20 protein-coding genes and 2 pseudogenes are annotated in these 21,314 nt (G+C 72.6%); 13 read left to right on the top strand and 9 right to left on the bottom strand.

The genetic code is table 11. The annotated features are described in order from the left end of the window. Window positions 1–18: 18 nt before the first annotated feature. From AB4K12_RS02730 to AB4K12_RS02720, 3 genes are all read right to left on the bottom strand, one after another. Window positions 19–480, bottom strand: coding sequence for a peptidase inhibitor family I36 protein (locus AB4K12_RS02730; RefSeq protein ID WP_368432595.1), 462 nt, complete (start codon window positions 478–480; stop codon window positions 19–21). A 79-nt stretch (window positions 481–559) separates the two neighbouring features. Beyond that, entirely contained in the window at window positions 560–1,486 is a 927-nt protein-coding gene (locus AB4K12_RS02725) for a hypothetical protein (protein WP_368432594.1), read from the bottom strand. Window positions 1,487–1,640: 154 nt separating this feature from the next. After that, on the bottom strand, window positions 1,641–2,261 hold the full coding sequence (locus tag AB4K12_RS02720; RefSeq protein ID WP_368432593.1) for a hypothetical protein: 621 nt from the start codon (window positions 2,259–2,261) through the stop codon (window positions 1,641–1,643). A gap of 333 nt (window positions 2,262–2,594) precedes the next feature. Between AB4K12_RS02720 and AB4K12_RS02715 the strand changes: the two genes are divergently transcribed. After that, entirely contained in the window at window positions 2,595–3,554 is a 960-nt protein-coding gene (locus AB4K12_RS02715; protein ID WP_368432592.1) for a ricin-type beta-trefoil lectin domain protein, read from the top strand. A gap of 18 nt (window positions 3,555–3,572) precedes the next feature. On the opposite strand, the gene AB4K12_RS02710 is transcribed toward AB4K12_RS02715, so the two are convergent. Beyond that, window positions 3,573–4,568, bottom strand: a complete 996-nt coding sequence (locus AB4K12_RS02710; RefSeq protein WP_368432591.1) for a glycoside hydrolase family 43 protein — start codon at window positions 4,566–4,568, stop codon at window positions 3,573–3,575. 277 nt (window positions 4,569–4,845) lie between these two features. Between AB4K12_RS02710 and AB4K12_RS02705 the strand changes: the two genes are divergently transcribed. From AB4K12_RS02705 to AB4K12_RS02690, 4 genes are all read left to right on the top strand, one after another. Next, window positions 4,846–5,859 carry a YihY/virulence factor BrkB family protein gene (locus AB4K12_RS02705; protein WP_368432590.1) on the top strand — a complete coding sequence of 338 codons (1,014 nt, stop codon included), beginning with the start codon at window positions 4,846–4,848 and terminating at the stop codon, window positions 5,857–5,859. 211 nt (window positions 5,860–6,070) lie between these two features. Beyond that, complete coding sequence (locus AB4K12_RS02700; protein ID WP_368432589.1) at window positions 6,071–6,982, top strand: hypothetical protein; 912 nt, start codon at window positions 6,071–6,073, stop codon at window positions 6,980–6,982. A gap of 294 nt (window positions 6,983–7,276) precedes the next feature. Beyond that, on the top strand, window positions 7,277–8,515 hold the full coding sequence (gene hemA / locus AB4K12_RS02695) for a 5-aminolevulinate synthase (RefSeq protein ID WP_368432588.1): 1,239 nt from the start codon (window positions 7,277–7,279) through the stop codon (window positions 8,513–8,515). After that, the gene (locus AB4K12_RS02690) at window positions 8,512–9,741 is read left to right on the top strand and encodes an MFS transporter (RefSeq protein WP_368432587.1); all 1,230 of its coding nucleotides are present in this window, start codon (window positions 8,512–8,514) and stop codon (window positions 9,739–9,741) included. Before hemA ends, AB4K12_RS02690 begins: the two co-directional genes overlap by 4 nt. Before the next feature lie 34 nt (window positions 9,742–9,775). On the opposite strand, the gene AB4K12_RS02685 is transcribed toward AB4K12_RS02690, so the two are convergent. From AB4K12_RS02685 to AB4K12_RS02675, 3 genes and pseudogenes are all read right to left on the bottom strand, one after another. Further along, complete coding sequence (locus AB4K12_RS02685) at window positions 9,776–10,561, bottom strand: maleylpyruvate isomerase family mycothiol-dependent enzyme (protein WP_368432586.1); 786 nt, start codon at window positions 10,559–10,561, stop codon at window positions 9,776–9,778. A 101-nt stretch (window positions 10,562–10,662) separates the two neighbouring features. Beyond that, window positions 10,663–12,000: an aldehyde dehydrogenase family protein gene (locus AB4K12_RS02680; RefSeq protein ID WP_368433135.1), complete on the bottom strand. Its 1,338-nt coding sequence runs from the start codon at window positions 11,998–12,000 to the stop codon at window positions 10,663–10,665. Window positions 12,001–12,006: 6 nt separating this feature from the next. Further along, window positions 12,007–12,720 (bottom strand): annotated as a pseudogene (locus AB4K12_RS02675) (type 1 glutamine amidotransferase domain-containing protein); the annotation flags it as partial. Between the two features lie 209 nt (window positions 12,721–12,929). Between AB4K12_RS02675 and AB4K12_RS02670 the strand changes: the two are divergent. The 8 genes and pseudogenes from AB4K12_RS02670 to AB4K12_RS02635 all read left to right on the top strand — a co-directional run bounded on the left by AB4K12_RS02670 (window position 12,930) and on the right by AB4K12_RS02635 (window position 19,681). After that, the gene (locus AB4K12_RS02670) at window positions 12,930–14,198 is read left to right on the top strand and encodes an aminotransferase class I/II-fold pyridoxal phosphate-dependent enzyme (RefSeq protein WP_368432585.1); all 1,269 of its coding nucleotides are present in this window, start codon (window positions 12,930–12,932) and stop codon (window positions 14,196–14,198) included. A gap of 197 nt (window positions 14,199–14,395) precedes the next feature. Further along, entirely contained in the window at window positions 14,396–14,830 is a 435-nt protein-coding gene (locus AB4K12_RS02665) for an ester cyclase (protein WP_368432584.1), read from the top strand. Window positions 14,831–14,845: 15 nt separating this feature from the next. Continuing rightward, window positions 14,846–15,565, top strand: coding sequence for a hypothetical protein (locus AB4K12_RS02660; protein WP_368432583.1), 720 nt, complete (start codon window positions 14,846–14,848; stop codon window positions 15,563–15,565). A gap of 170 nt (window positions 15,566–15,735) precedes the next feature. After that, window positions 15,736–16,518, top strand: a complete 783-nt coding sequence (locus tag AB4K12_RS02655; RefSeq protein ID WP_368432582.1) for an ATP nucleotide 3'-pyrophosphokinase — start codon at window positions 15,736–15,738, stop codon at window positions 16,516–16,518. A gap of 160 nt (window positions 16,519–16,678) precedes the next feature. Further along, a complete protein-coding gene (locus tag AB4K12_RS02650) occupies window positions 16,679–16,888 on the top strand; it encodes a ferredoxin (protein WP_368432581.1) in 210 nt (69 codons plus the stop codon). Further along, window positions 16,878–18,248, top strand: a complete 1,371-nt coding sequence (locus AB4K12_RS02645) for an NAD(P)/FAD-dependent oxidoreductase (protein WP_368432580.1) — start codon at window positions 16,878–16,880, stop codon at window positions 18,246–18,248. The genes AB4K12_RS02650 and AB4K12_RS02645 overlap by 11 nt, the downstream gene beginning before the upstream one ends. Window positions 18,249–18,279: 31 nt before the next feature. Continuing rightward, complete coding sequence (locus tag AB4K12_RS02640; RefSeq protein WP_368432579.1) at window positions 18,280–19,497, top strand: cytochrome P450; 1,218 nt, start codon at window positions 18,280–18,282, stop codon at window positions 19,495–19,497. Between the two features lie 96 nt (window positions 19,498–19,593). Next, window positions 19,594–19,681 (top strand): annotated as a pseudogene (locus AB4K12_RS02635). Window positions 19,682–19,729: 48 nt separating this feature from the next. On the opposite strand, the gene AB4K12_RS02630 reads toward AB4K12_RS02635, so the two are convergent. Both AB4K12_RS02630 and AB4K12_RS02625 read right to left on the bottom strand, forming a co-directional pair. Continuing rightward, the gene (locus tag AB4K12_RS02630) at window positions 19,730–20,785 is read right to left on the bottom strand and encodes a hypothetical protein (RefSeq protein WP_368432578.1); all 1,056 of its coding nucleotides are present in this window, start codon (window positions 20,783–20,785) and stop codon (window positions 19,730–19,732) included. A gap of 158 nt (window positions 20,786–20,943) precedes the next feature. Beyond that, on the bottom strand, window positions 20,944–21,300 hold the full coding sequence (locus tag AB4K12_RS02625; RefSeq protein WP_368432577.1) for a winged helix-turn-helix transcriptional regulator: 357 nt from the start codon (window positions 21,298–21,300) through the stop codon (window positions 20,944–20,946). Window positions 21,301–21,314: the final 14 nt, after the last annotated feature.

Raw genomic sequence — 21,314 nt, 5'->3', positions numbered from 1 at the left:
GGGCGATGGCCGGGTGGGTCAGCAGGCGTCGACCCAGTCGTGCGAGGAGACGTTGTCGTTCACCTTCTCGCCCTGGCCTCGGCCAAAGGCGGTGAACACGGTCCCCGCGGCGTTCAGGTCGGGAATCGACTGGCCCTGCTGGAGGCAGACCCATGAGCCGGTCATGGCCAGGCCGTAGAAGAGGCGGACGTTCGCGAGACGGCCGGGGAATCCGTTGTTCCAGACGTCGGAGACCTTGTTCCGGCAGCCCGCCCAGTTGGCGTTCTCCTTGTTCCAGCGGCAGTGCGCGCCGCCGGCGTGGTGGTGCTCCCAGGCGTAGAGGAAGCCGTCCGGCGCAGGGGCCGGGGCCGGGGCGGCCTGGGAGTCGGTCGCGGCGGCGGCCGACGCGGCCGCCGTGGCCCCGACCGGGACCAGGGCGGTCACGATCGTGGCCGCCAGCCCGGCCAGCAGAGCACGCGTACGAACCTTGTGTGTCGTCATGCGTTGTCCTTCGCTTTCTGTCTCGGCCGGGCCGCCCAGTGCGGCACCGGCGGGGGCTTTTGTCGGTCCGGTGGGCCCGTCAGCGTTCGCCCAGGGCGGCGACGACCGCCCGCGCCCGTGGCAGCGCCTGGTTCTGCAAGCGGACCTTCCGATCGATGTCGCGGCGGTACTCGCGGCGCAGCGCCGAGCCGTGGTGGTCGTCGAGCCGCCGGGCGAGTCCGGCGAGCCCGGTCCGTGTCGCGCACCGCGCTTCTGCCAGGGCGAGTGCGGTCTCCTGTCCGCGCGGCATGGGATCGGTGGTGGAAAGGGCGGCGGCGCGGGTCCGGCCCGGGGTGTCGTACGGATGACCGGCGCGGCGCATGCACTGCGCCCATGCGGTGACGCCGTGGGTGTAGCGGGGGTCGGCCATGACCCGGGCCATGCGCAGGGAGTCCAGGGCCCGCACGGTGTTCGACAGCTGGAACCACGCGCTGACGTCGCCGTACAGCCGGCGCTGGGCGGCCGAGACGCACCCGCGGTCGCTGCGCCGCACCACGCCGCCGGTGGGAAGGGTGGCGCGCAGTCCGTCGGGGCTGGGGCCGTTCGCGGCGACGAGGGCCCGGGCCCGGCGCGGCGCGGGCAGCGACTGGAAGTACCGGCGGTTGGGGTCGCGCCGGGCGAGCTCACGCAGGTCCCGCCGCATGTCGCGGCCGTAGCCCTGTTCTCTCGCCCGGACGGGGTCGTCGAGCACGTAGGGAAAGGAACGGTCGTCTGTGGGTGAGGTGCTGGGTACGGGGTGGTAGTCGAAGCCCGCGCCGCGCATGCAGGACCGCAGGAGCAGTTGCTCCGCGTCGTGCAGCAACCGCTGGAGCTGGGCGGTGGGGGCGCCGCCAGGGGCACGCGCGCCCGTCGGGTCGTGGGCGGGGTGCGGCCATCGTGCCCACCACGCCGCCGTCAGCAACAGCGCGACCGCGGCACCGGCGGACAGGAAGGCCAAGGTCCGCGTGCGGGACCGTTCGAACAGCATGTCGGCTCCAGAAGCCATCGTGGCGGTGGGGCAGGGTGCGGGCCGGTCCTCCCGGCACGGAGCGCCGGGAAGGGGGTCCGGCCCGCGTCGCGACCCGGTGCGCGGCGTCATCGCCGAGGCCGCGCACCAGGGCCCGGAACCTGCCGGTGGGGGATCAGCCGGTGATGTTGACCGGGCGGTAGGCGTGGTAGCCGTCGCGGCCGTTCACGCCGTAGGAGTGCTGCTTCCAGCGGGTGCCGACGCCGCCGGCCTGCTCGTAGGACTTGTACGCGGTGTGGGCGCTGTTCGCCCAGCCGTCGAAGATGACGACGTGGCGGAAGTCGGCGCTGTCGCTGTCCGCCTTGATGACGAGGTCGCCGGGGGCGAGCTGGTTCATGGCGATCGGGCGGGTGTAGCGGCTGCTCTTGAGCTTCACGGTGTTGGGGCCGGGAGCCCCCAGGCGCAGGGCCATGGAGACGTAGCCGGAGCAGTCCTGCCGGTAGCCGTCCTTCCAGTGCTTGACCTGGCTGTACGGAACGGGTCGGCCGTTGTTGGCGGTCAGCCAGGTCTTCGCCCGCTGCAGCATCTGGGCGCGGCTGATGGCGGGCGCCGCGACCCGGGTGACCGGGGCGTGGTGGGCGGCGGCGTGGGCCGCGACCGTCGGCGCGGTGGGCTGTGCCGCGGGTGCCGAAGGAGCCGACAGGGCCGTGGAACCCGCGCACACCAGGGCGGTCAGCGCCGCCATTCCCCATCGCTTGACCACGGTGGTGGACGGGGTGGTGGACGTGTTGGACATGGGTGTCTCCCGTGTGGGTGAAAGGGTGATGCGGCGATCGGCGCGGCAGAGCGCTGTGCGCCTCGTCGCTCGGATGGTTCGGGGCCGTGGCACAGCGCTTCCGCGCCTGCTCATGTGACGCCCCGTCGGCGCGGCGACGGACCCGGCGGTTCCCGGTCCGGCTGCCGAGCCGGTGATCCGAGTCTGTGGCGGCGTGTCACCCACCGCAAGAATGTCCCGTTTGCTTCAGTGAGGTCGGGATCCCTAGGGTTCTGACCTGCTGGGACGTGCTCGTCCCGGGACCGGCGAAACCTGTTGGGACGGGCATCGTCGGATGTGCGGAAGGGAGTCGCCATGGCCGGCGGTGACAGGCGTGCCAACAGCCCGGCGCGGCAATTGGGGAACGCGTTACGTGCGTTGCAGCGGCGGTCCGGCCGCACGCTGCGCTCCCTGGAGACCGAAGTGCAGAGCAGCGACTCGTCGCTCTCCCGGTACTTCCTCGGGACCACGGTCCCGCCCTGGTCCACGGTCCGTGAACTGTGCCGGGTGCTGGGCGCCGACCACACGGAGTACCGGGCCCTGTGGGAAGCGGCCGACCGTAGCCAGGGCAGGCCACCCGCGGACCCCGAGCCGGCTGAAGGGTCGATCGAAGGGCCGGCTGACGCGCCGACCGGAATCCCCGCTCACGCACCGGCTGACAAACCGGATGACAAACCGGCTGACGAACCGGCACCTCGAGCCCGCCGTCGGCTCGGCTCACTCCGCACCGCGCTGCGCGGCCCCTGGGCGTACGCCACGGCGGGAACCGTCGCAGGCCTCCTGCTCGGCGCCGCGCTCACGTCGCTCACCCTGCAAGCCGATCCGGTGTCCACTGCCGGCTCCCGCACCACGCAGGCGGCGGGCAAGGAACGCGCGCCGCAGCACGCGGTGGGGCTGTCCGAGTCCGTACGGATCTTCGTCAGCCGGGCGACCGGGCGCTGTCTGGACGACAGCCTCGACAAGAGGCTGCGTTCCTACGACTGCAACGGGATGAGCTACCAGCGGTGGACCGTTCGCCCCTTCCCGGACGGCACGCGGCAGCTGCGGAATCACGCCACGGGCATGTGTTTGGCCAACGGCGACACGGGACTGCGGGCGGCCCCCTGCTCGGCGTCCTCCTCCGCCGCGGCCGCGCAGTCGTGGACGGTGACCACGTGGCCCGACGAGTCGGTGGAGCTCAGGAGCAAGGCGACGGGGACCTGCCTGGACGACGAGGGGAATGCCGGACTGCGGGCCCACCCCTGTGACCGCTCCGGTCACCAGAAGTGGGGCTGACCCGCGTTCGTACCGCGGTCAGGTCCCTGCCGCGCCGCCCCGCACCACGGGACGGCCGCGCTCGAAGCCGAGGCCGGCGACGTACATGGCCCGGGGTGAACCGAGGGCGCGCCTGCCGTGGAAGACGATGCGGTCACGGCCGTCCGGGCCGGTCACCACGTCCTGGCCGCCGGGGCTGTGGACCGCGTCGGCGAAGGACTCGGTGCTCATCAGCGGCGCCTCGGCCTTGGTGTACGGGCCGGTGAGACGGCTCGCCATGGCGTAGCCCGTCTTGTAGGCGTCCTCGCCGTAGAAGTCGGCCGAGTAGAACAGCACGTAGTGGCCGGCGCGCTTGACGAGGGTGGGCGCCTCGACGACCTTGCCCTCCCAGGGCCGGTCCTGCTTGATCAGCCGGACGGCCGGGCCCGTCGTGCGGGTTCCGTCCCGGGAGACGGGCTGGAGGTGGAGCCAGGTGTCCATCTCGCAGCAGTTGCCGTCGTTCTTCCAGAGCATGTAGCGACGGCCGTTCTCCGTGTAGCTGGAGGCGTCGATGGCTCCGCCCTGCGCCACCGGGCAGACCAGGGGGCCGTCACCGACCGGCCGGAACGGGCCGTCGGGCGAGGGCGACAGGGCGGCGCCGATGCACTGCTTGCCGCCTGCCCGGTCCAGGGCGGTGTAGTGCATGGTGAAGCCGGTGCCGTTGTCGTACACCTCAGGGGCCCACACCTTCCCGCGGTCCGGCACCGCCCAGGCGCCGAGGGCGGGCAGCGCGTCCGCTCCCACGACCGTCCAGTGGACGAGGTCGCGCGAGGTGGCGTGCTGGATGTTCTTTCCCTCGCCGTTGGTCGCGTAGGCGTGGTAGGTGCCGCCCGCCTTCACCACGTCGGGATCCGCGAATTCCCGGTCGATGACGGGGCCGCTCACGGCGGCGCCAGCCGGAGCCGCGGCGTGGCAGAGGACTGCCGCCAGAACGGCGAGGAGAACCAGAAGACGGTGGGGCCGGCGCGTGGCGGCGCAGTGGAGCACGGGGAGCACGGGGTCCTTTCCTTCGGCTTATCCGCTCGGTTTGTCCGCTCGGTTTGTCCGCTCGGTTTGTCCGCTCGGTTTGTCCGCTCGGTCGAGCTGTTCGTCAGCGCGAGTGTGGTGCGCGGGGGCGGCCCGTGGGGTGCGGTGGGCCGCGCGTCACGCTTTCGGATGGCGGCCCACCGGATCGTCCGGCCTCGGCGTGGGCGTGAGCTGTCGGAATGACGGTGGGGCGTCGTCGAGCGGGCCGTAGGGTTGGCGGGGAGTATGTACGGATATCCGTGCTGTCATGACACGGGACAGGCGGCACGACGGCGACGGCGAGGGGCCCGGGCGCCGGGGTACGCGGAAGGCGCCCGGCCAACCGACCGACATGGGCAGGAAGTCGTGGTGGGCGGTGCTGCGCCGGACGGCGGCGGAGTTCAAGGAGGACGAGCTCGCCGACCGGGCGGCGGCGCTGACCTACTACGCGGTGCTGGCGCTGTTCCCCGCGCTGTTGGTGCTGGTGTCTCTGCTGGGTGTCGCGGGCGAGTCGGCGACGAAGAGCATTCTGGAGAACCTGAAGACGTTCACGCCCGGCGCGGCCCGCGACATCGTCACCAACGCGATCGAGCAACTGCGGGGCGCCGGCGGTCTCGGATCGATTCTGGCGGTGGTCGGCCTGCTGGCCGCGCTGTGGTCGGCGTCGGGGTACGTGGCGGCGTTCATCCGCTCCGCCAATGCCGTCTACGACATCCGTGAGGGGCGCCCGGTGTGGAAGGTGACGCCGTTGCGTCTCGCCCTGACGCTGGTGCTGATGATCCTGGCGTGCGTCAGTGCGTTGCTGGTGGTGTTCACCGGGGCTCTGGCGCGACAGATGGGCAAGGCGCTGGGTGTGGGCGAGGTGGCGCTCACGGTGTGGTCGATCGCCAAGTGGCCGGTGCTGATCCTGCTGGTCACGATCATGATCGCGATCCTGTACTGGGCGGCGCCGAACGCGCGGGGCCGCGGCTTCAGGTGGGTCACCCCGGGCAGCTTCCTGGCCCTCGCGATCTGGATGGCCGCCTCGGCGGGCTTCGCGCTGTACGTGGCGCACTTCGGCTCCTACAACAAGACGTACGGCACCCTCGCCGGCGTGATCATCTTCCTGGTGTGGCTGTGGATCACGAACCTGGCGATCCTGCTCGGCCTGGAGTTCGACGCGGAACTGTCCCGGCAACGCGCGATCATCGGCGGACACCCCCCGGGCGAGGAGCCCTACGTCCAGCCCCGCGACACCCGCGCCTGGCCGGACAAGGACCGCGAGGACGGGGACGACGGCTGACCGGGGTCGCCGGACGCGGCGCGCCGCCGTTCGGTGAGCTGATACAGGCGCGGAGGGGCGGTCGGGCGGGTGTGAAGGAGCAGTGGGCGGGGGCGTTCGCCCGGAATCGTTGCCGCCTGCGCGACGCGGCCGGTATGCCATCGATGAGGACGTCGTGTGCGACCGACGCTCCGCCGTGTCCGGCACGGGGGAGAGAACGCAGAGGCAGTCGATGAGTCAGGACCAGCCGGGCCCGTACGGCATACCGCCGCACCAGCCTCCGCAGCCGCCCACCGCCCCGGCCCCGTACCCGTACCCGTACCCGTACCCGTCCCCACCGTCGCGGCCGCCGGGCAGGCGGGGCAGGGGGAGGACGGTCGCCCTCGTGGTGGGGGTGTTCGTCCTCGCGGGGGCGGTCGCGGCCGGGGCCGTCGTCCTCACGCGCGCAACGCAGGGAAGCGACCGGCAGGAGCCTTCGCGGGCCGCGGGGACGGGCGGCCCGTCCGGGGCGGCGGGCCCCGGCGGCCTCAGGGACGCCCTCGAGGCGGCGCCCGGCGCCACGCCGTCCGGCACCGGAGACGGCAAGCGCTATCGGCTCACCGCTCCGGACACGATCCTGGCCGGCACGTACCGGAAGGACCCGGTCACGAGCCGGGATCCGTTCCGCGAGGTGGACAAGCAGACGCTCGCGATCGTCGGCGTCACCGACGCGCAGAGCGTGGGGGGCGCGTACAAGTCCGACACCACGGCACCCTCTCTCAAGCTGGCCAATTTCGGCGGCCTGTGGGGCGGGGTGAAGGACCCCGAGGCGACGGTGGACAACATGTTCCGCACCTTGATCCTCGGCATTCAGGCGGACCCCACGGGCAAGCCGGAGCTCGAGGGCAGTCCCAAGGCGTTCAGGCCGAGCCGGCTGGACGGCAACGCGGTGATGAAGTGCCAGAAGATGAAGACCACCGATCCGTCCCTGGGCGCGCAGTCCTTCACGGTGCCCGTGTGCATCTGGGCCGACAGCAGCACCGTCGGCGTCGTCTCCTCGGCCGACGCCACGACGATCCTGCTCCATCAGGACCCCTCGTTGGAGCAGGCGGCCGACATCACGGCGAGGATCCGGCTGGACGTGCGGGTGGAGATCACCCGCTGAGCGACCGGAGAGGGGCGCCCGGGGCGGCCCGCCTTGTCATTCCGGGTGCGGTGAGGCTGTCGCGTGCGACGGCCGACGCGCGCTGACCTCTCGCGTGTCGGCGCGCCATCCTCCTGAGGTAGGGCTCGGGGTGCGCCCCGTACTCCGTGGGAGTAGCGATCCCCATGCCGTGAATGCCACGTTTGATGGAGATGGCACCGTCCTCGTCGGTGATGCGAAAGATATCCCTTCCGCTTCATGCTTAAGGTGCGAGGGCGCGGGGGGACGCGCCCCACCACGGGGGGATTTCCACCGATGTTCGATTACTCAGGCTTCTTCGCCGATCGTATGGACGGTCTCCGCAAGACCGGGCAGTACCGCACGTTCGTCGAGATCGAACGGCTCGCCGGGCGCTTCCCGCGCGCCCTGCACCACCGGCCCGCGGGGCCCCGGGAGGTCACCGTCTGGTGCAGCAACGACCACCTGGGCATGGGTCAGCACCCAGCCGTCCTGGCCGCGATGCGCGCCACGCTGGACGCCTCGGGCGCCGCGGCCGGCGGGTCGCGGAACATCTCCGGCACCACGCCGCACCATGTCGCGCTGGAGCGTGAGATGGCCGACCTGCACGGCAAGGAGAGGGCGCTCAGCTTCATCACCGGCTACGCCGCCAACGACGCCGCGCTGTACGTCCTGGGCAGGACGTTGCCGGACTGCGCGTTCTTCTCCGACCGGCTCAACCACGCCTCGATGATCCTGGCGATGCGGGCGAGCGGCGCCGAGCGGCACGTCTTCGCCCACAACGACCCCGCCGACCTCGACCGGCGGCTGAGCACCGTCCGTCCCGGCCGGCCGAAGGTGGTCGCCTTCGAGTCCGTCTACTCCATGGACGGCGACATGGCCCCCATGGCGGACCTGTGCGCGGTCGCCGAGCGGCACGACGCCCTGGTGTACGTCGACGAGGCGCACACCGTCGGCATGTACGGCCCCCAGGGCGCGGGTCTGGCCGCGCAGCTCGGCGTCGCCGACGGGGTCACCGTCCTGATGGGCACGTTCGCCAAGGGCTACGGCACCGCGGGCGGATACCTGGCCGGCCCCGACCCGGTGATCGACGCGGTGCGCAGCCTCGCCCCGGCGTTCATCTTCACCCTGTCCATGCCGCCGGCCCTGGCCGCCGGCGCCCTGGCCAGCGTGCGGCACCTGCGCGCCGGCGACCGCGAGCGCGAGTTGCTGCACGAGCGCGCCGGGCTGCTGAAGTCGCTGCTGCGCCGTTCGGGAATCCCGCTGGTGAGCGAGGAGAGCCACATCGTGCCGGTGCTGGTGGGCGACGTGGACAAGTGCCGGCGGCTGGCGGGCATCCTGCTGGACCGCCACGCGCTGTACGCGCAGCCCATCAACTTCCCGAGCGTCGCCCGGGGAAGCGAGCGGCTGCGCATCAACCCCTCGCCCGTCCACCGGCCGGAGGACGTCCACCACTTCGCGGACGTCCTGGACCGCACCTGGGACGAGCTCGGCCTGCCCCGCACGCCGGCGCCCGCCTACGCGGAGCCGGCGTGAGCGGGCTCGGCCCCGGACCGCTGGTCGTCCCCCGCCGGGAGGCGGCGGAGGACGACCGGCGGGCCACGCCGTGGGGCCGCTGCGCCGTGCTGTACGCCTTCCTCTTCCTCATGGGGTGCGAGACGTTCCTGGTCTCGCCGCTGCTGCCGACGATCGCCGACGACCTGAACGTCGGCACGGGTGCCGCGGCCCAGATCGTGACCGCCTACGTGCTGACGTACGCCGTCGCCGCTCCCCTGCTCGGCGGCGTCTCCGACCGGTTTCCGCGCCGGGTGTTCATCGCCGGCGGCGGACTGCTGTTCCTGTGCGGCAACCTGCTGTGCGCCATGGCCGGCAGTCTGGGTACGCTGACCGCCGCCCGCGCGCTGACGGGGCTGGGCGGGGCGATGGCCGCACCGGCCATGTGGGCCTACTTCGCCGAGGCGGCGGCGCCGCGCCGGCGCGGCCGGGCGGTGGCCGGCGGGGTGGCCTGTTACGCCCTCGGCCAGGTCCTGGGGGTGCCGCTGGGCGGGCTGCTCGCGCAGGCCGGCGACTGGTCCTGGGCCTTCGCGGCGCTGGCCGCCGGGCTGGTGCCGGTGGTGGTCCTCGTCCTCTGGCTGCTGCGCGGGCCTCGCCCGGCCCGCCGCGGTTCGGTGCTGGGCGGGTTCGGGATCTGGCGGGACCGGCGGCTGGCGCTGCCTCTGCTGTCGACGGGGTTCCTGCAGGCGGGCCGGCTGGGGGCGTATACGTTCGTCGGCGCGCTGTTCGCCGAGCGGTTCGGGTTCGACGCGGGGCGGCTGGGGCTGGTCGGGCTGTTGGTGGGGGCGGGATCCCTGACCGGGTCGGTGCTGGCCGGCCGGGTGATCGACCGGGTGCTCGAGCGCGGCCGCGACGAGAACGGCCTGTCGGCCGTTCTCGCGCTGGTGTTCGTGGCGGCCGCCGTCGTCGCCCTGTCCGTCACCCAGCTCGCGGTGACTCTGGCGGCGCTGTTCGTCTGGTTCGCGGCCGGGGGCGCCTTCTACACCACGCAGCAGACCTACCTCGGCAGCGCCAGCCCCCGCCGGCGGGCGAGCGTGGTCTCGTGGAACGGCACCCTGGACCATCTGGGCGTCGCCGTGGGCACCACCGTGCTGAGCCCCTGGCAGCCGGCGGGCCCGGCGTTCGTCGCCGTCACGGCGGGCCTGGGCGTGATCGCCGCCGGCCTGTCGGCCGCGACCGCCCGGTCGAACGCCCGGCTGAAGGCCTGAGCGTACGACCGGCGGGCCCGGCCCGCGGCCGTGCTCAGAACGCCGAGTGGGCGAACCAGTGGGCGAGCAGGTCGCGGTCGCCCAGGAGCTCGAAAGCGTCGCTGTCGCGGTCGAGGCGGCCGTAGAGGAGCAGGAGCAGGTCCGCGGCCGTGCCGCGGACCGTCGCGTCCGCGGTGCGCGGCGCGGCGTCGGCGGGCACCGGTCCGAAGCCGTCGGGGCGCAGGTGGATCAGCCAGTCGCCGCCACCGTCGCCCTCGCCGCTCTCGTCGGCGTCCGTGCAGCTGAACCGGATGGTCCGGTCCGGGGCGCGCAGTTCGGCCGTACGGGGCGCGAAGGGGGTGGCGAAGGGCAGGTTGGTCAGGAACTCGTCGACGCCGTCCAGCGCCAGTTCGCGGTCGATGTGCGGGGTGAGCCCGAGGGCGTGTTCGGCGTCGGCCCGGTGGACGAGCGTCTCGCAGAGCATGCGGCGGATCCAGAACCGGGCGTGCTGGTCGACGCCCCAGGCCCACATCGGGGCGTCCGGGTCCATGGCCGCGAAGACCTCGGCGGCCTCGGCCGCGCTCTCGGCCAGCCACTCCGGGTAGTCCTCGGACCGCTCCGGCAGGCGCAGGTCCACGTCGCGGCTGGTCGGCGCCTGCTGGACGCGCTGTCGCAACAGGGCCGCGAACCAGCGGTGGACGCTGCCGACGTGCCGGGTCAGGTCGGCGAGGGTCCAGTCCGGGCAGGACGGGACCGGGGTGGAGAGGTCGGCGCCCTTGACGAGGGCGACGAACGCCGCCGTCTCCGTCGCGACGGCCGAGGCGTGGGCGTCTGGGTTCATGTCCGATGTCCTTCTCGTCGGCGCTCCCCGGCCCGGCACGGGTCGTCGTGCCGGGCCGGGGGCGCGTGGTGGGGTGGTGTCCGCCGGTGGTGGCGGACCGGTCAGCCGAGGGGCTTGTCGAGAACGGCCTTGGTGTGGCTGAACGTGTCGATGGAGTACGGGCCGTGGTAGCGGCCCATGCCGCTCTCGCCGACACCGCCGAACGGCAGGTCGGGCACGGTCAGATGAGCGACGGGCAGACCGAAGGTGAGCGCGCCGGAGGACGTCTCCTCGGCCAGTCGCGCCTTGGTGGCCGGGGATTCGGTGAAGGCGTACAGGGCGAGCGGCTTGTCGCGCTCGTTGACGAACGCGATCGCCGCGTCCAGGTCGGGCACGCCGATCACCGGCAGGATCGGCCCGAAGATCTCCTCGCGCATCACCGGGGCGTCCGGGGAGACGTCGGCGAGGACGGTCGGGGCGAGGTAGCGGGTGGCCCGGTCGTGCGCGCCGCCGGTGACGACGCGCCCCTCGTCCAGGAGGCCGGTGAGCCGGTCGAAGTGCCGGTCGTTGACGATCCGCCCGTACTCCTCGTCGGCCGACGGGTCCTCGCCGTATGCCGCCCGGACGGCGGCGGCCAGGTGCTCCTCGAGCGCGGCGGCGGTGTCGCCGATGGCGAGGACGTAGTCCGGTGCGACGCAGGTCTGGCCGGCGTTGAGGAACTTGCCGCGGACGATCCGCTCGGCCGTGACCGCCAGGTCGGCGCCGGGCTCGACCAGCACCGGGCTCTTGCCGCCGAGCTCCAGGGTGACGGGGGTCAGGTCGCGGGCGGCGGCGGCCATGATGACGCGCGCGACCGTGCCGTTGCCGGTGTAGAAGATGTGGTCGAACCGCTGCTCCAGCAGCGCGGTGGTCTCGGCCACTGCTCCCTCCACGACCGCGACGGCCCGCGGGTCGAGGTAGCGCGGCAGGAGCCGGGCGAGCGCCGACGAGGTGGCGGGTGCCAGCTCGCTGGGCTTGACCACGGCCGCGTTGCCCGCCGCCAGGGCCCCCACCAGCGGGGTCAGGGCGAGCTGGAGCGGGTAGTTCCACGGCGCGATGACCAGCACGACGCCCAGCGGGTCGCGCACCACCCGCGCCTCGGCCGGCCGGAGGGCCTCCGGAAGGGCGACGGCCCGCGGGCGGAGCCACTCCGTCAGGTGCGCGACGGTGTGGTCCAGCTCGTTCAGGGCGAAGGCGATCTCGGTGCGGTACGCCTCCTTCGGCCCCTTGCCGAGGTCGGCGTGCAGGGCGGCCAGCAGCTCCTCGGACCGCTCGGTGAGCAGGGTGCGCAGGGCACGCAGCTGGCGGAGCCGCCAGTCGAGCGGCTTGGTGCGGCCGGTCGCGAACTCCGCCCGCAGCCGGGCCACGACGGCGGCCGGGTCGGTGTCGGTGGACGCGGTGGTCGCGGTGGTCCGGGCCAGCGCGGCGACCAGGGCGTGGGCCAGGGGCGCGGAGGAGGCGGGGTTCTGGCCGGTGTAGAGGTTGCGGTCGACGACGATGTGCGGCGTGAACGGCTCGGCGGCGACGACGTCGGCCCCGAGCTCGGTCAGCCGGTCGGCGAGCAGCCAGGCGGCGCGGTCGGCGAACCCGGCGGCGGTCTCCTCGGCGTTGCTGAACGCGGTCATCCGGTAGCCGGCGAACGGCCGGGTGCCGTCCTCGCGGCCGCCTTCCTCGCGGTGGGCGTCCTCGCGGTGGGCGGCGAGCAGCGCGGCGGGCGCGTGGCAGACCAGGGCGAGCGGCTTGCCCGACTCGAGGGCGCGGGTGAGGATCCGGCCGGAGACGGGATCGTGGGCGAGGTCCTCCATCGGGCCGTGGCCGCCGGGGTAGAAGACCAGGTCGTAGTCGTCCGGGTCCACGTTCTCCAGCGCGGCGGGGGCCTCGAGCTCGGCCCGTATGGCCTCGAGGTAGGAGGCGAGGCGGTCGGCCCGGTCCTGGCCGCCGTTGGCCTCGGCGGCCAGGCTCGCCCGGTCGACCGGGGCCGCGACGCCGCCGGGCGTCGCGATCGTGATGCGGTGGCCCGCCTCGCGGAGGATCCGGTGGGGTTCGGCGAGCTCCTCGGCCCAGAATCCGGTGGGGTGCGACGTGCCGTCGGCCAGCGTCCAGTGGCCGGCGCCGGTGACGACGAACAATACGGAGGTCATGGCGGTGCTCCAGGTGACGGCGGGGGGTGGCGAAGCGAAGTAGTTAAAGGATTGGATGGTTCATACCCTTAAACAATGAGGTGAAGGTAAACCTCAATGGTTGAGCCAGTCAACTTTCCCTCGGGGGGCGCTCCGGCCCGCCCCGCACGCCGCTTTGTATTCTCGGCAGGCGCCACTCCACCGATGCCGTACCCGCGGGAGGAAACACCATGACCACCGAGCTGAGCCCCGACGCCCTGACCGAGCTCCTCAAGCGAGCCCGCCAGGACTACCGGGACCTCGCCGGACGCGGGCTCTCGCTCGACCTCACCCGGGGCAAGCCGGCACCGGAGCAGCTCGACCTCTCCGAGGAGCTGCTGAGCCTGCCCGGCGGGCGGTACACCTCCGCCGACGGCACCGACGTGCGCAACTACGGCGGCCTGCAGGGCCTGCCCGAGCTCCGGGAGATCTTCGCCGAGGCGCTCCAGGTGCCGGCCGGCCAGCTGCTCGCGGCCGGTAACTCCAGCCTCGAGCTGATGCACGACTGCCTGGTGCACGCCCTGCTCAGCGTGCTGCCGGGCGCCGAGTCCCGCTGGGTGGAGCAGGAGCGGATAGCGTTCCTGTGCCCGGTGCCCGGCTACGACCGGCACTTCGCGCTCTGCCGGCGGTTCGGGATCGACATGATCCCGGTGCCGATGACCGCCGACGGCCCGGACATGGACGTCGTGGAGCGCCTCGTCGCCGAGGACCCGGCGATCAAGGGCATCTGGTGCGTGCCGAAGTACAGCAACCCGGACGGCGTCTGCTACAGCGACGCCACCGTGGCGCGGCTCGCGTCGATGAGCACCGCCGCGCCCGACTTCCGGATCTTCTGGGACAACGCCTACGCCGTCCACCACCTCACCGACGAGCCCGTCGAGGTCGCCGACCTGCTCGCCGCCTGCGCCGGGGCCGGGAACCCTGACCGGGTGTTCGTGTTCGGCTCCACGTCGAAGATCACCGCGGCGGGCGCGGGCGTCGCCTTCTTCGGCTCCTCGCCCGCGAACGTCCAGTGGCTGCTGGGCAACAGCGCCATGCGGTCGATCGGCCCGGACAAGGTCAACCAGCTGCGGCACGTCCTGTTCCTGCGGGACACCGACGGGCTGCGCGCCCACATGGAGCGCCAGCGCGCCCTCCTGCAGCCCAAGTTCGAGGCGGTCGCGCGGATCCTGGACGCCGAGCTCGGCGGCACCGGCCTCGCCACCTGGACCTCGCCCAAGGGCGGCTACTTCGTGACCCTCGAGGTGCCGGAGGGCTGCGCCAAGGAGGTCGTGCGCCGCGCCGCCGAGGCCGGCATCGTCCTCACCCCGGCCGGCGCCACGCACCCGTACGGCGACGACCCGCGCGACACGGTCATCCGGATCGCCCCCAGCTACCCGCGCCTCGAGGAGCTGGAGCAGGCGATCGAGGGCCTCACCGTCTGCGTCCGCCTCGTGGGCTACGAGCAGCAGGCCCGCTAGGAGCCGTCCCGACGGGCCGCGTGCCCGCGGCGGGATCGCCCGGCCGGCCGGTCGCGCCGGGCGGGTGATCCCGCCGCCCGCCCGCGCGCGTCGCCGCCCGCCGGCCCTCCCGCCCGGCAGACTTCGCGTCGTCCGGGCGTGCCGTTCGAAGCGCCCGGCGTGCCGTCGGAGCGTGGAGAAGGGTCGGTGTCCTGCCCATGTCCATCGAGGAGAACAAGAAGCTCGTCCGCCGCTTCTACGAGGAGATCGACAAGGGCAACGTGGACGCCCTGGACGAGCTCGTGGCCGAGGACTACCTCGACCACTCACCGCCGCCGTTCCCGGGCTTCGCGTCCGGCCTCGAAGGCCTGCGGCAGGTCTTCCGGCTCTTCTGGGACGCGACACCCGGCACGCACGAGGTCCAGGACCAGGTCGCGGAAGGCGACAAGGTGGTCACGAGACTGCTCTGCCGCGGCGTCCACGAGGGCGACCTGCCCGGCATCCCCGCCACCGGGCACCAGCTGACGATGACGGCGACGGTGATCCACCGCGTCGAGAACGGCAAGCTCGCGGAGAAGTGGTCGGACAAGGACCTCCTGTCCTTCCTCCAGCAGCTCGACGTCGTCCCCCCGCTCGGACCGGACACGCCCTAGGGCGGGGTCCGTCGCATGAGTGGCTCGAAGGAACCTTCCCCCTCGTCGAGACCGACCGCGCCCGGCCTCGACGAGGTCCAGGCCGCCGTGGGCAAGCGCCTGGACGACGTGGCCAAGATTCTGGCGGGCGCGCTGGTGGCGGTGGCCGGCATCATGACGACCCTGGGCCTCAACAGCAGGTTCGTCTTCGTCGCTCTCAACAACCGCTCGTGGCCCATCTACGTGGCGTCGCTCTGCGCCATCATCGCCATCGTCTGCAGCATCACCGCCCTGCTCATCCGTCCCACGGGGCGCGGGGTCCTGTGGGAGACCGGCATCCTCGTCCTCGGGGTCGTCTTCTACATGGCCTCCCTGAGCATCGCCGTGGTCGGGGCCGCACAGGCCGCGGGAGGAAACGGGCGTCCGACGATCACCGATGTCAGACTCGAGGGCTCTCGCCCCCACTTCCGGCTGCACTTCGACGTGCACGCCGACGGAGTCCGGAAGTGGTCCCGCATCGTCGTGTCCGTGACCCCGGAGGACGCGCCCCCGGGCAAGGACGCGGACCTGTACTGGAGCATCCTCAGGCCCGACGACGAGGGCGAGGTCGCCCAGCGGATCGACATTCCGCTCGTCCCTCCGGCGGGCACGTCGGTGGTCGCCGTGTCGGCCGTCGATCCGGAGCGGTCCACCGAGGAGAAATGCGAGATCACATCGCAGCACGGCCCGGCGTGCACGGAGCTCCATCTCTCCTGAAGCCTCGGTCCCGCGAGGGGAACATCCGGTCATCCAGCGACGTGATCAGGTCAATACCCGTCGCCCGAAGGACCTCGTGATCGCCGGGCGCGTCCTCCCTCGTTGGTGTGGTGCGACGGATGCCGGGTGTTCGGCATCCGCCCCCCTGGAGAGAGGAATCACGGACGCCCATGAACATCGCCACCATCACGTCCCGCACGGCGGCCGCGGCCGCGCTGGCCCTGGCACTCGGGCTGGGAGCCGCTCCCGGCGCCCAGGCCGCGCCCACCGTCGGCGCGGTGGCCCAGGCCGCCAGAGGGGGCGACGGGGGCGGCTGGCAGGGCGAGGGCGGGCTGACGCTGAACGCCGCCGACAACGCGCGCGTGGACGCCTTCGCCGACCGGGCGAAGAGGGCCGAGCGTTCCATCAGCCCACAGGTGCGGGCCGCGGCGCGGCTGAGCTCGGCGGAGCTGGTCGGGTTCGACCACCGGCTGAAGTCGCCGGACTCGCTCAAGCGCAAGGTCGCCACGGCCATGAAGGAACACCCCGGCCAGAGCGTGAACGAGGCGCTGGCGGACATCAAGGACTCCGTGCGCTACACCCTGCGGTGGCCCGACGCCCGCTACACCGCCGGCGTCACCGTCGCCTCGCACCTGCTGTCCGCATGGGGCAACGACAGCACCAAGTGGTCCAACACCTGGGGCCGCGCCAAGGGCTACCGGGCCATCAACTCCGGCTGGCGGGCGCCGCGCTCCGAGCACCTCTTCGAGGTCCAGTTCCACACCCCGGCGAGCAAGAACGCCCAGGAGGCCACGCACAAGCTGTACGAGGAGCAGCGGCTGCCCGGGACCACCCCGGAGCGCGCCAGGGAGCTCCAGGAACAGCAGGACGCGATCTTCGCCGCCGTCCCCGTCCCGCAGGGCGCCGACCGCCTCTCCGGCCCGGTCCCCACGCGCTCCGCCCCGGTCGGATGAGCCGGGCCGGGGCGCGGGAGGACGCCCGCCGACACGGGCCCGACGCGCCCCGGCTCTCCTTCCCGTTCACCCCGCCGGAGCATCCCCGCTCGCGTTTGTCCCCCCTACGTCATAGGACGGTGATGACGGGTGGTGCGGAGCGAGGAGCGGACAGGCCGGGATGCAGATCGTTGTCGACCTCAATCGCTGCCAGGGCTACGCCCAGTGCGCGTTCCTCGCTCCCCAGGTGTTCCAGCTGCATGGCGAGGAGGCGCTGACGTACGCGCCGGCCGTTCCCGACGATCAGCTGGAGCGGGTCCGCGGGGCGGCGACGGCATGCCCCGTTCAGGCCATCCTCATCGGCGAGCAGGCGGGCGCCGATGCCGGCTGACGCGCGTTCCGACGGCAGGATCGTCATCGTCGGCGCGTCGCTGGCCGGGCTCCGCGCGGCGGAGACGCTGCGCGACGAGGGGTTCTCCGGCGAGCTGACCCTGGTCGGGGAGGAGCCCCACCCTCCGTACGACAGGCCGCCCTTGACCAAGCAGGTCCTCCTCGGCCGGGTACGGGCGGACGACGTCGGGCTGCCGCGGCGGCGCGCGGTGGAGGCGCGCTGGAAGCTCGGCGTACGGGCCAGCGGCCTGGACCTGTACGGCAAGAAGGTGCTGCTGGCGAACGGCGAACAGCTGCCGTTCGACCGGCTGCTGATCGCCACCGGAACGCGGGCCCGGCCCTGGCCGGACCCCGACGCGGCCCGTCTGGACGGGGTGTTCACGGTCCGGACGCGCGACGACGCCGGCCGCCTCGCCGAACGGTTCGCCGCCGGGCCGCGGCGGGTCCTGGTGATCGGGGCCGGGTTCACCGGCTCGGAGATCGCCTCCGCCTGCCGGGAGCGCGGCATCGAGGTGACCGTCGCCGAACGCGGCCCGGCACCGCTCGTCGGCGCGCTGGGCGGGACGCTCGGCGCCTTCGCGGCGAGGATGCAGCGGGCCCACGGCGTCGACCTGCGCTGCGGCGTGACGGTCACCGGGCTGAAGGGCACCGACGGCCGGCTCACCGGCGCCGAGCTCTCCGACGGCGGCCGGATCGACGCCGACATCGCCGTGATCGCGCTGGGCGCGGTCCGCAACACCGAGTGGCTGGCGGGCTCCGGGCTCGCCGCGGGGCCACGGGGTGTGGCGTGCGACGCGGGATGCCGGGCCTTCGACATGTACGGCATCGTCACCGACGACATCTTCGTCGCCGGCGACGTGGCCCGCTTCCCGCATCCGCTGTTCGAGTACCAGATGCTGTCCCTGGAGCACTGGGGCAACGCGGTCGCCCAGGCCGAGGTCGCGGCCCACAACATGATCAGCTCCGGCCCGCACCGGCGCCCGCACCTGACGGTGCCCGCCTTCTGGTCCAGCCAGTTCGGCCTCAACATCAAGTCGATCGGGGTACCGACCTTCTCCGACCAGGTGGTCGTCGCCCAGGGATCACCGGAGGAGGGAAGGCTGGTCGCGGTCTACGGCTACCGCGGCCGCGTCACCGCCGCCGTCGGCGTCAACCGGTCCAAGTGGCTGGAGCACTACCGGCGCCTGATCGAGACGGCGGCGCCGTTCCCGCCCGGACCCGGCGCCGCCGACCGGCCCGAGTCGGCCGAACCCGTCTCCTCCGACGTACCGGATCCGAAGGTCCTCTCGCACGGACCCACCGTCGCCCTCACCGGGCATCTCCCGGACCGGCGCCTGACCCTGGTGCGGCCCGGCGGCTGACAGCAGGACCACCGACGAGGAGCTCGCGCGCATGTCCACGGAGACGCTGTTCCACCGGATCGCCGACTACGCCAGTCGCCCCGACCCCTACCCCCTCTACGCCGAACTGCGCGAGCACGGCGTCGTACGCCAGGACGACGGCAGCTACCTGGTCGGCACGTACGACGAGATCGCCGCCCTGCTCCACGACCCGAGGATCAGCTCGGACCGCCGCCTGCGCACCGTGCCGGACCCCCTGGGCCCCGGACAGGACGACGTACCGCCGGCGTTCATCGGACTCGACGACCCCGAACACGACCGGCTGCGCCGGCTGGCGATGCGCCCCTTCGGCCCGCCCCACTCCCCCGGCCGCATCGACGCCCTACGGGGCGAGATCGCCCGGATCGCCGAGGAACTGGCCGACGGCCTCGGCGGCGACGGGAAGCGGATCGACATCGTCGACGACTTCGCCTACCCGCTTCCCGTCACCGTGATCTGCCGGCTGCTGGGCGTGCCGACCGAGGACGAACCACGCTTCCGCGCCTGGTCGGACACCATCGTCTCCGGTTTCGACGCCACACCGGGCGAAGACCCCGAACAGCGCGTGCGCTCCGCCACGGAGGCCCGCCGGGCGATGGCGCTGTACCTGGGCGAACTCGCCGAGAGCAGGCGCGGCCACCCGTCCGACGACATGCTCTCCGCCCTCGTCAACGACGAGGCCCCCGAGGGACGCATGAACCAGATCGAGCTGATGACCACGTCGGTGCTCCTCCTCATCGCCGGACACGAGACGACCGTCAACCTCATCACCAACGGCGTCCTCACCCTGCTGCGCCACCCCGACGCCCTCGCCCGGCTGCGCGAGGATCCCGCGCTGATGCCCCAGGCCGTCGAGGAGCTCCTGCGCTACGAACCACCCGTCCAGATGCTGCCCCAGCGCACCCCGCTGGCCGACGTCGAGGTCTCCGGCGTGACCGTCCCCCGGGGCGCGCCCCTGATCCTCGTCCTCGCCTCCGGCAACCGCGACCCCCTGCGCTTCGCCGAGCCCGAGCGCTTCGACATCACCCGCCCCGACAATCAGCACCTGGGCTTCGGCAGCGGCGTCCACAGCTGCTTCGGCGCCCCGCTCGCCCGCATCGAGACACAGATCGCGCTGACCACACTGCTGCACCGCCTCGGGGATCTCCGCCTGGTGGAGGACCCGCCCCCGTACCGGACCAATCCCGTGCTCCGCGGGCCTCGCCATCTGGTCGTCGAGCCCGGCGCGTAACGTCAGGGTCGTGTCAGGACGGCGTCAGGGTCGTGTCAGGGACGGCTGGCAACATTCTCTGTGTGAGCGGGGCCGGGGAGAACCGGCGCCGAACACGGAGAGGTGCCCGGAGTGGTTTATCGGGGACCAGAGCACAGCTCACGGTCGGGTTTTGCCCACGCAGGTTCGAATCCTGCCCTCTCCGCCGACAGCACTGTTCATACGACTCATACAGCTCATGCAGCTCATACGGTTAGGGAATGGACAGCTTCCACTCGTACGACGAGTGGAGACCGCCGGGGGCGTACACGAGCTCCAGGTGGGAGGGCTTGGTGCGCGCCGTGTACACGAACTCCAGACGCGTCGTGTCGCCTTCCGACACCACGTGCGGTTCGCTCCCGGCCAGTTCACTCGGGTAACTGGTGAGTCGTTCGACGCCCGGGTTCGCCCCCTCGTAGCCGCCGATGTCGTGGCCGCGCAGTTCCACCGGAGCGCCGCTGCGGTTCGTCACGGTGACGGGCACGCGGTAGGTGTACGCGGCCGGTGCGGCGCCACCCGTCATCTCCGGAGTGGGCTTGATGGACTCGACGGGACCGATGGAGACCCGCACGCCGTCGTCGTAGGTGATGGTGCCCTCGCGCCCCGGGCCACCGCCGGCCGCGGCCCCCGTGTGCTTGCGCCCACTGACCCGGTCCTCGGTGTTGTAACGGACACAGCCCCCGTCGGTCCACAGACCGGGCTTGCCCGTGTACCCGTCGACGCCCATGGTGATCGTGACGCCATGGGCGTCGGTGGTGGTGATGCCCGGCCAGCGCGGGGTCCGGTCCTGGGAGTTCAGGGGCTCGTGCGGCGGCTTGTCGTCGGTCTTCCAGCCGCGGTGCTCCCAGGCGGCGCGGAGCTTGCCCAGATCCGCCCGGTACTCGGCCTCGGTGGCGTAGCGGAGCTCCCATGTGTAGCCGGGCTGCTTCCTGGTCACCCCGTCACCGTCGAACCCCAGGTCGTCGACGCACGAGGTGCTGCCCACTTCCCGCAGCCAATCGGCCCTGCCGGCGCCCGGCCGCAGATCGCCGATGGTCTGCCGTCCCGCCTCCCGGGTCCTGATGTCCTGCTTGCGGAAGTCCGCGGCCGACCGCACGGGTCCGCCCCCGAGATTCTCGAGGAAGTCGGACACGGCCCAGAGCCCCCACCCGACGACTCCGGCCGTGGCGATACCGATGGCCCAACGCCGCACGATCACCTTGCGGCTCACCCCGGTGGTCGGGGTGCCATCCGGTACGAGAGTGGGCTCCTGGGGCGGGTGTTTCTCCATGAGGCGATCTCACCTCATGACACGGGCGCGCCGGAAGGGCTCATGTGCTCAATGAGGACTGAGTAGGTCTACTCAGGGGGCGGGGAGGGCTGGCGCGGGGTGCTGCTCGGGGGTGTATCTGAGGCTCGTACGGGCGGCCGCCCGCTGAGGCCGGCCGCTCACGAGCGGTCGAGCGCCTCGTCGTGCCCGCTCCGCCCGCCGAGGAGGTGCTTCCTGCCCCAGGCGCCGAGGGGGCTCAGCGCCTCGTTGAGGGAGACGCCGAGCGGGGTGAGGGCGTAGCTGACGCGGCGTACCGCTCCCTCGAAGGCCTCCTCCCGGAAGACGACGCCGTCGTCCTCCAACTCCCGCAGGTGCGAGGTGAGGACCTTCTCGGTGACGCCGGGGATCCCGCGCCGCAGTTCACCGAACCGGCACGGCCCGCCGTCCAGCGCCCACAGGATGAGCACCTTCCACTTGCCGCCGACCACGTCGATCGCCGCGTCGATACCGCACACGTAGGTGTCCCGCCTGGTCATGCGCTCACTTTAAG

The organism is Streptomyces sp. C36, assembly GCF_040932295.1.
In the GTDB taxonomy this organism is placed as follows: domain Bacteria; phylum Actinomycetota; class Actinomycetes; order Streptomycetales; family Streptomycetaceae; genus Streptomyces; species Streptomyces triculaminicus.
The sequence above is the reverse complement of the archived record's forward strand: the minus strand, read 5'-3'. Positions and strand labels throughout refer to the sequence as shown.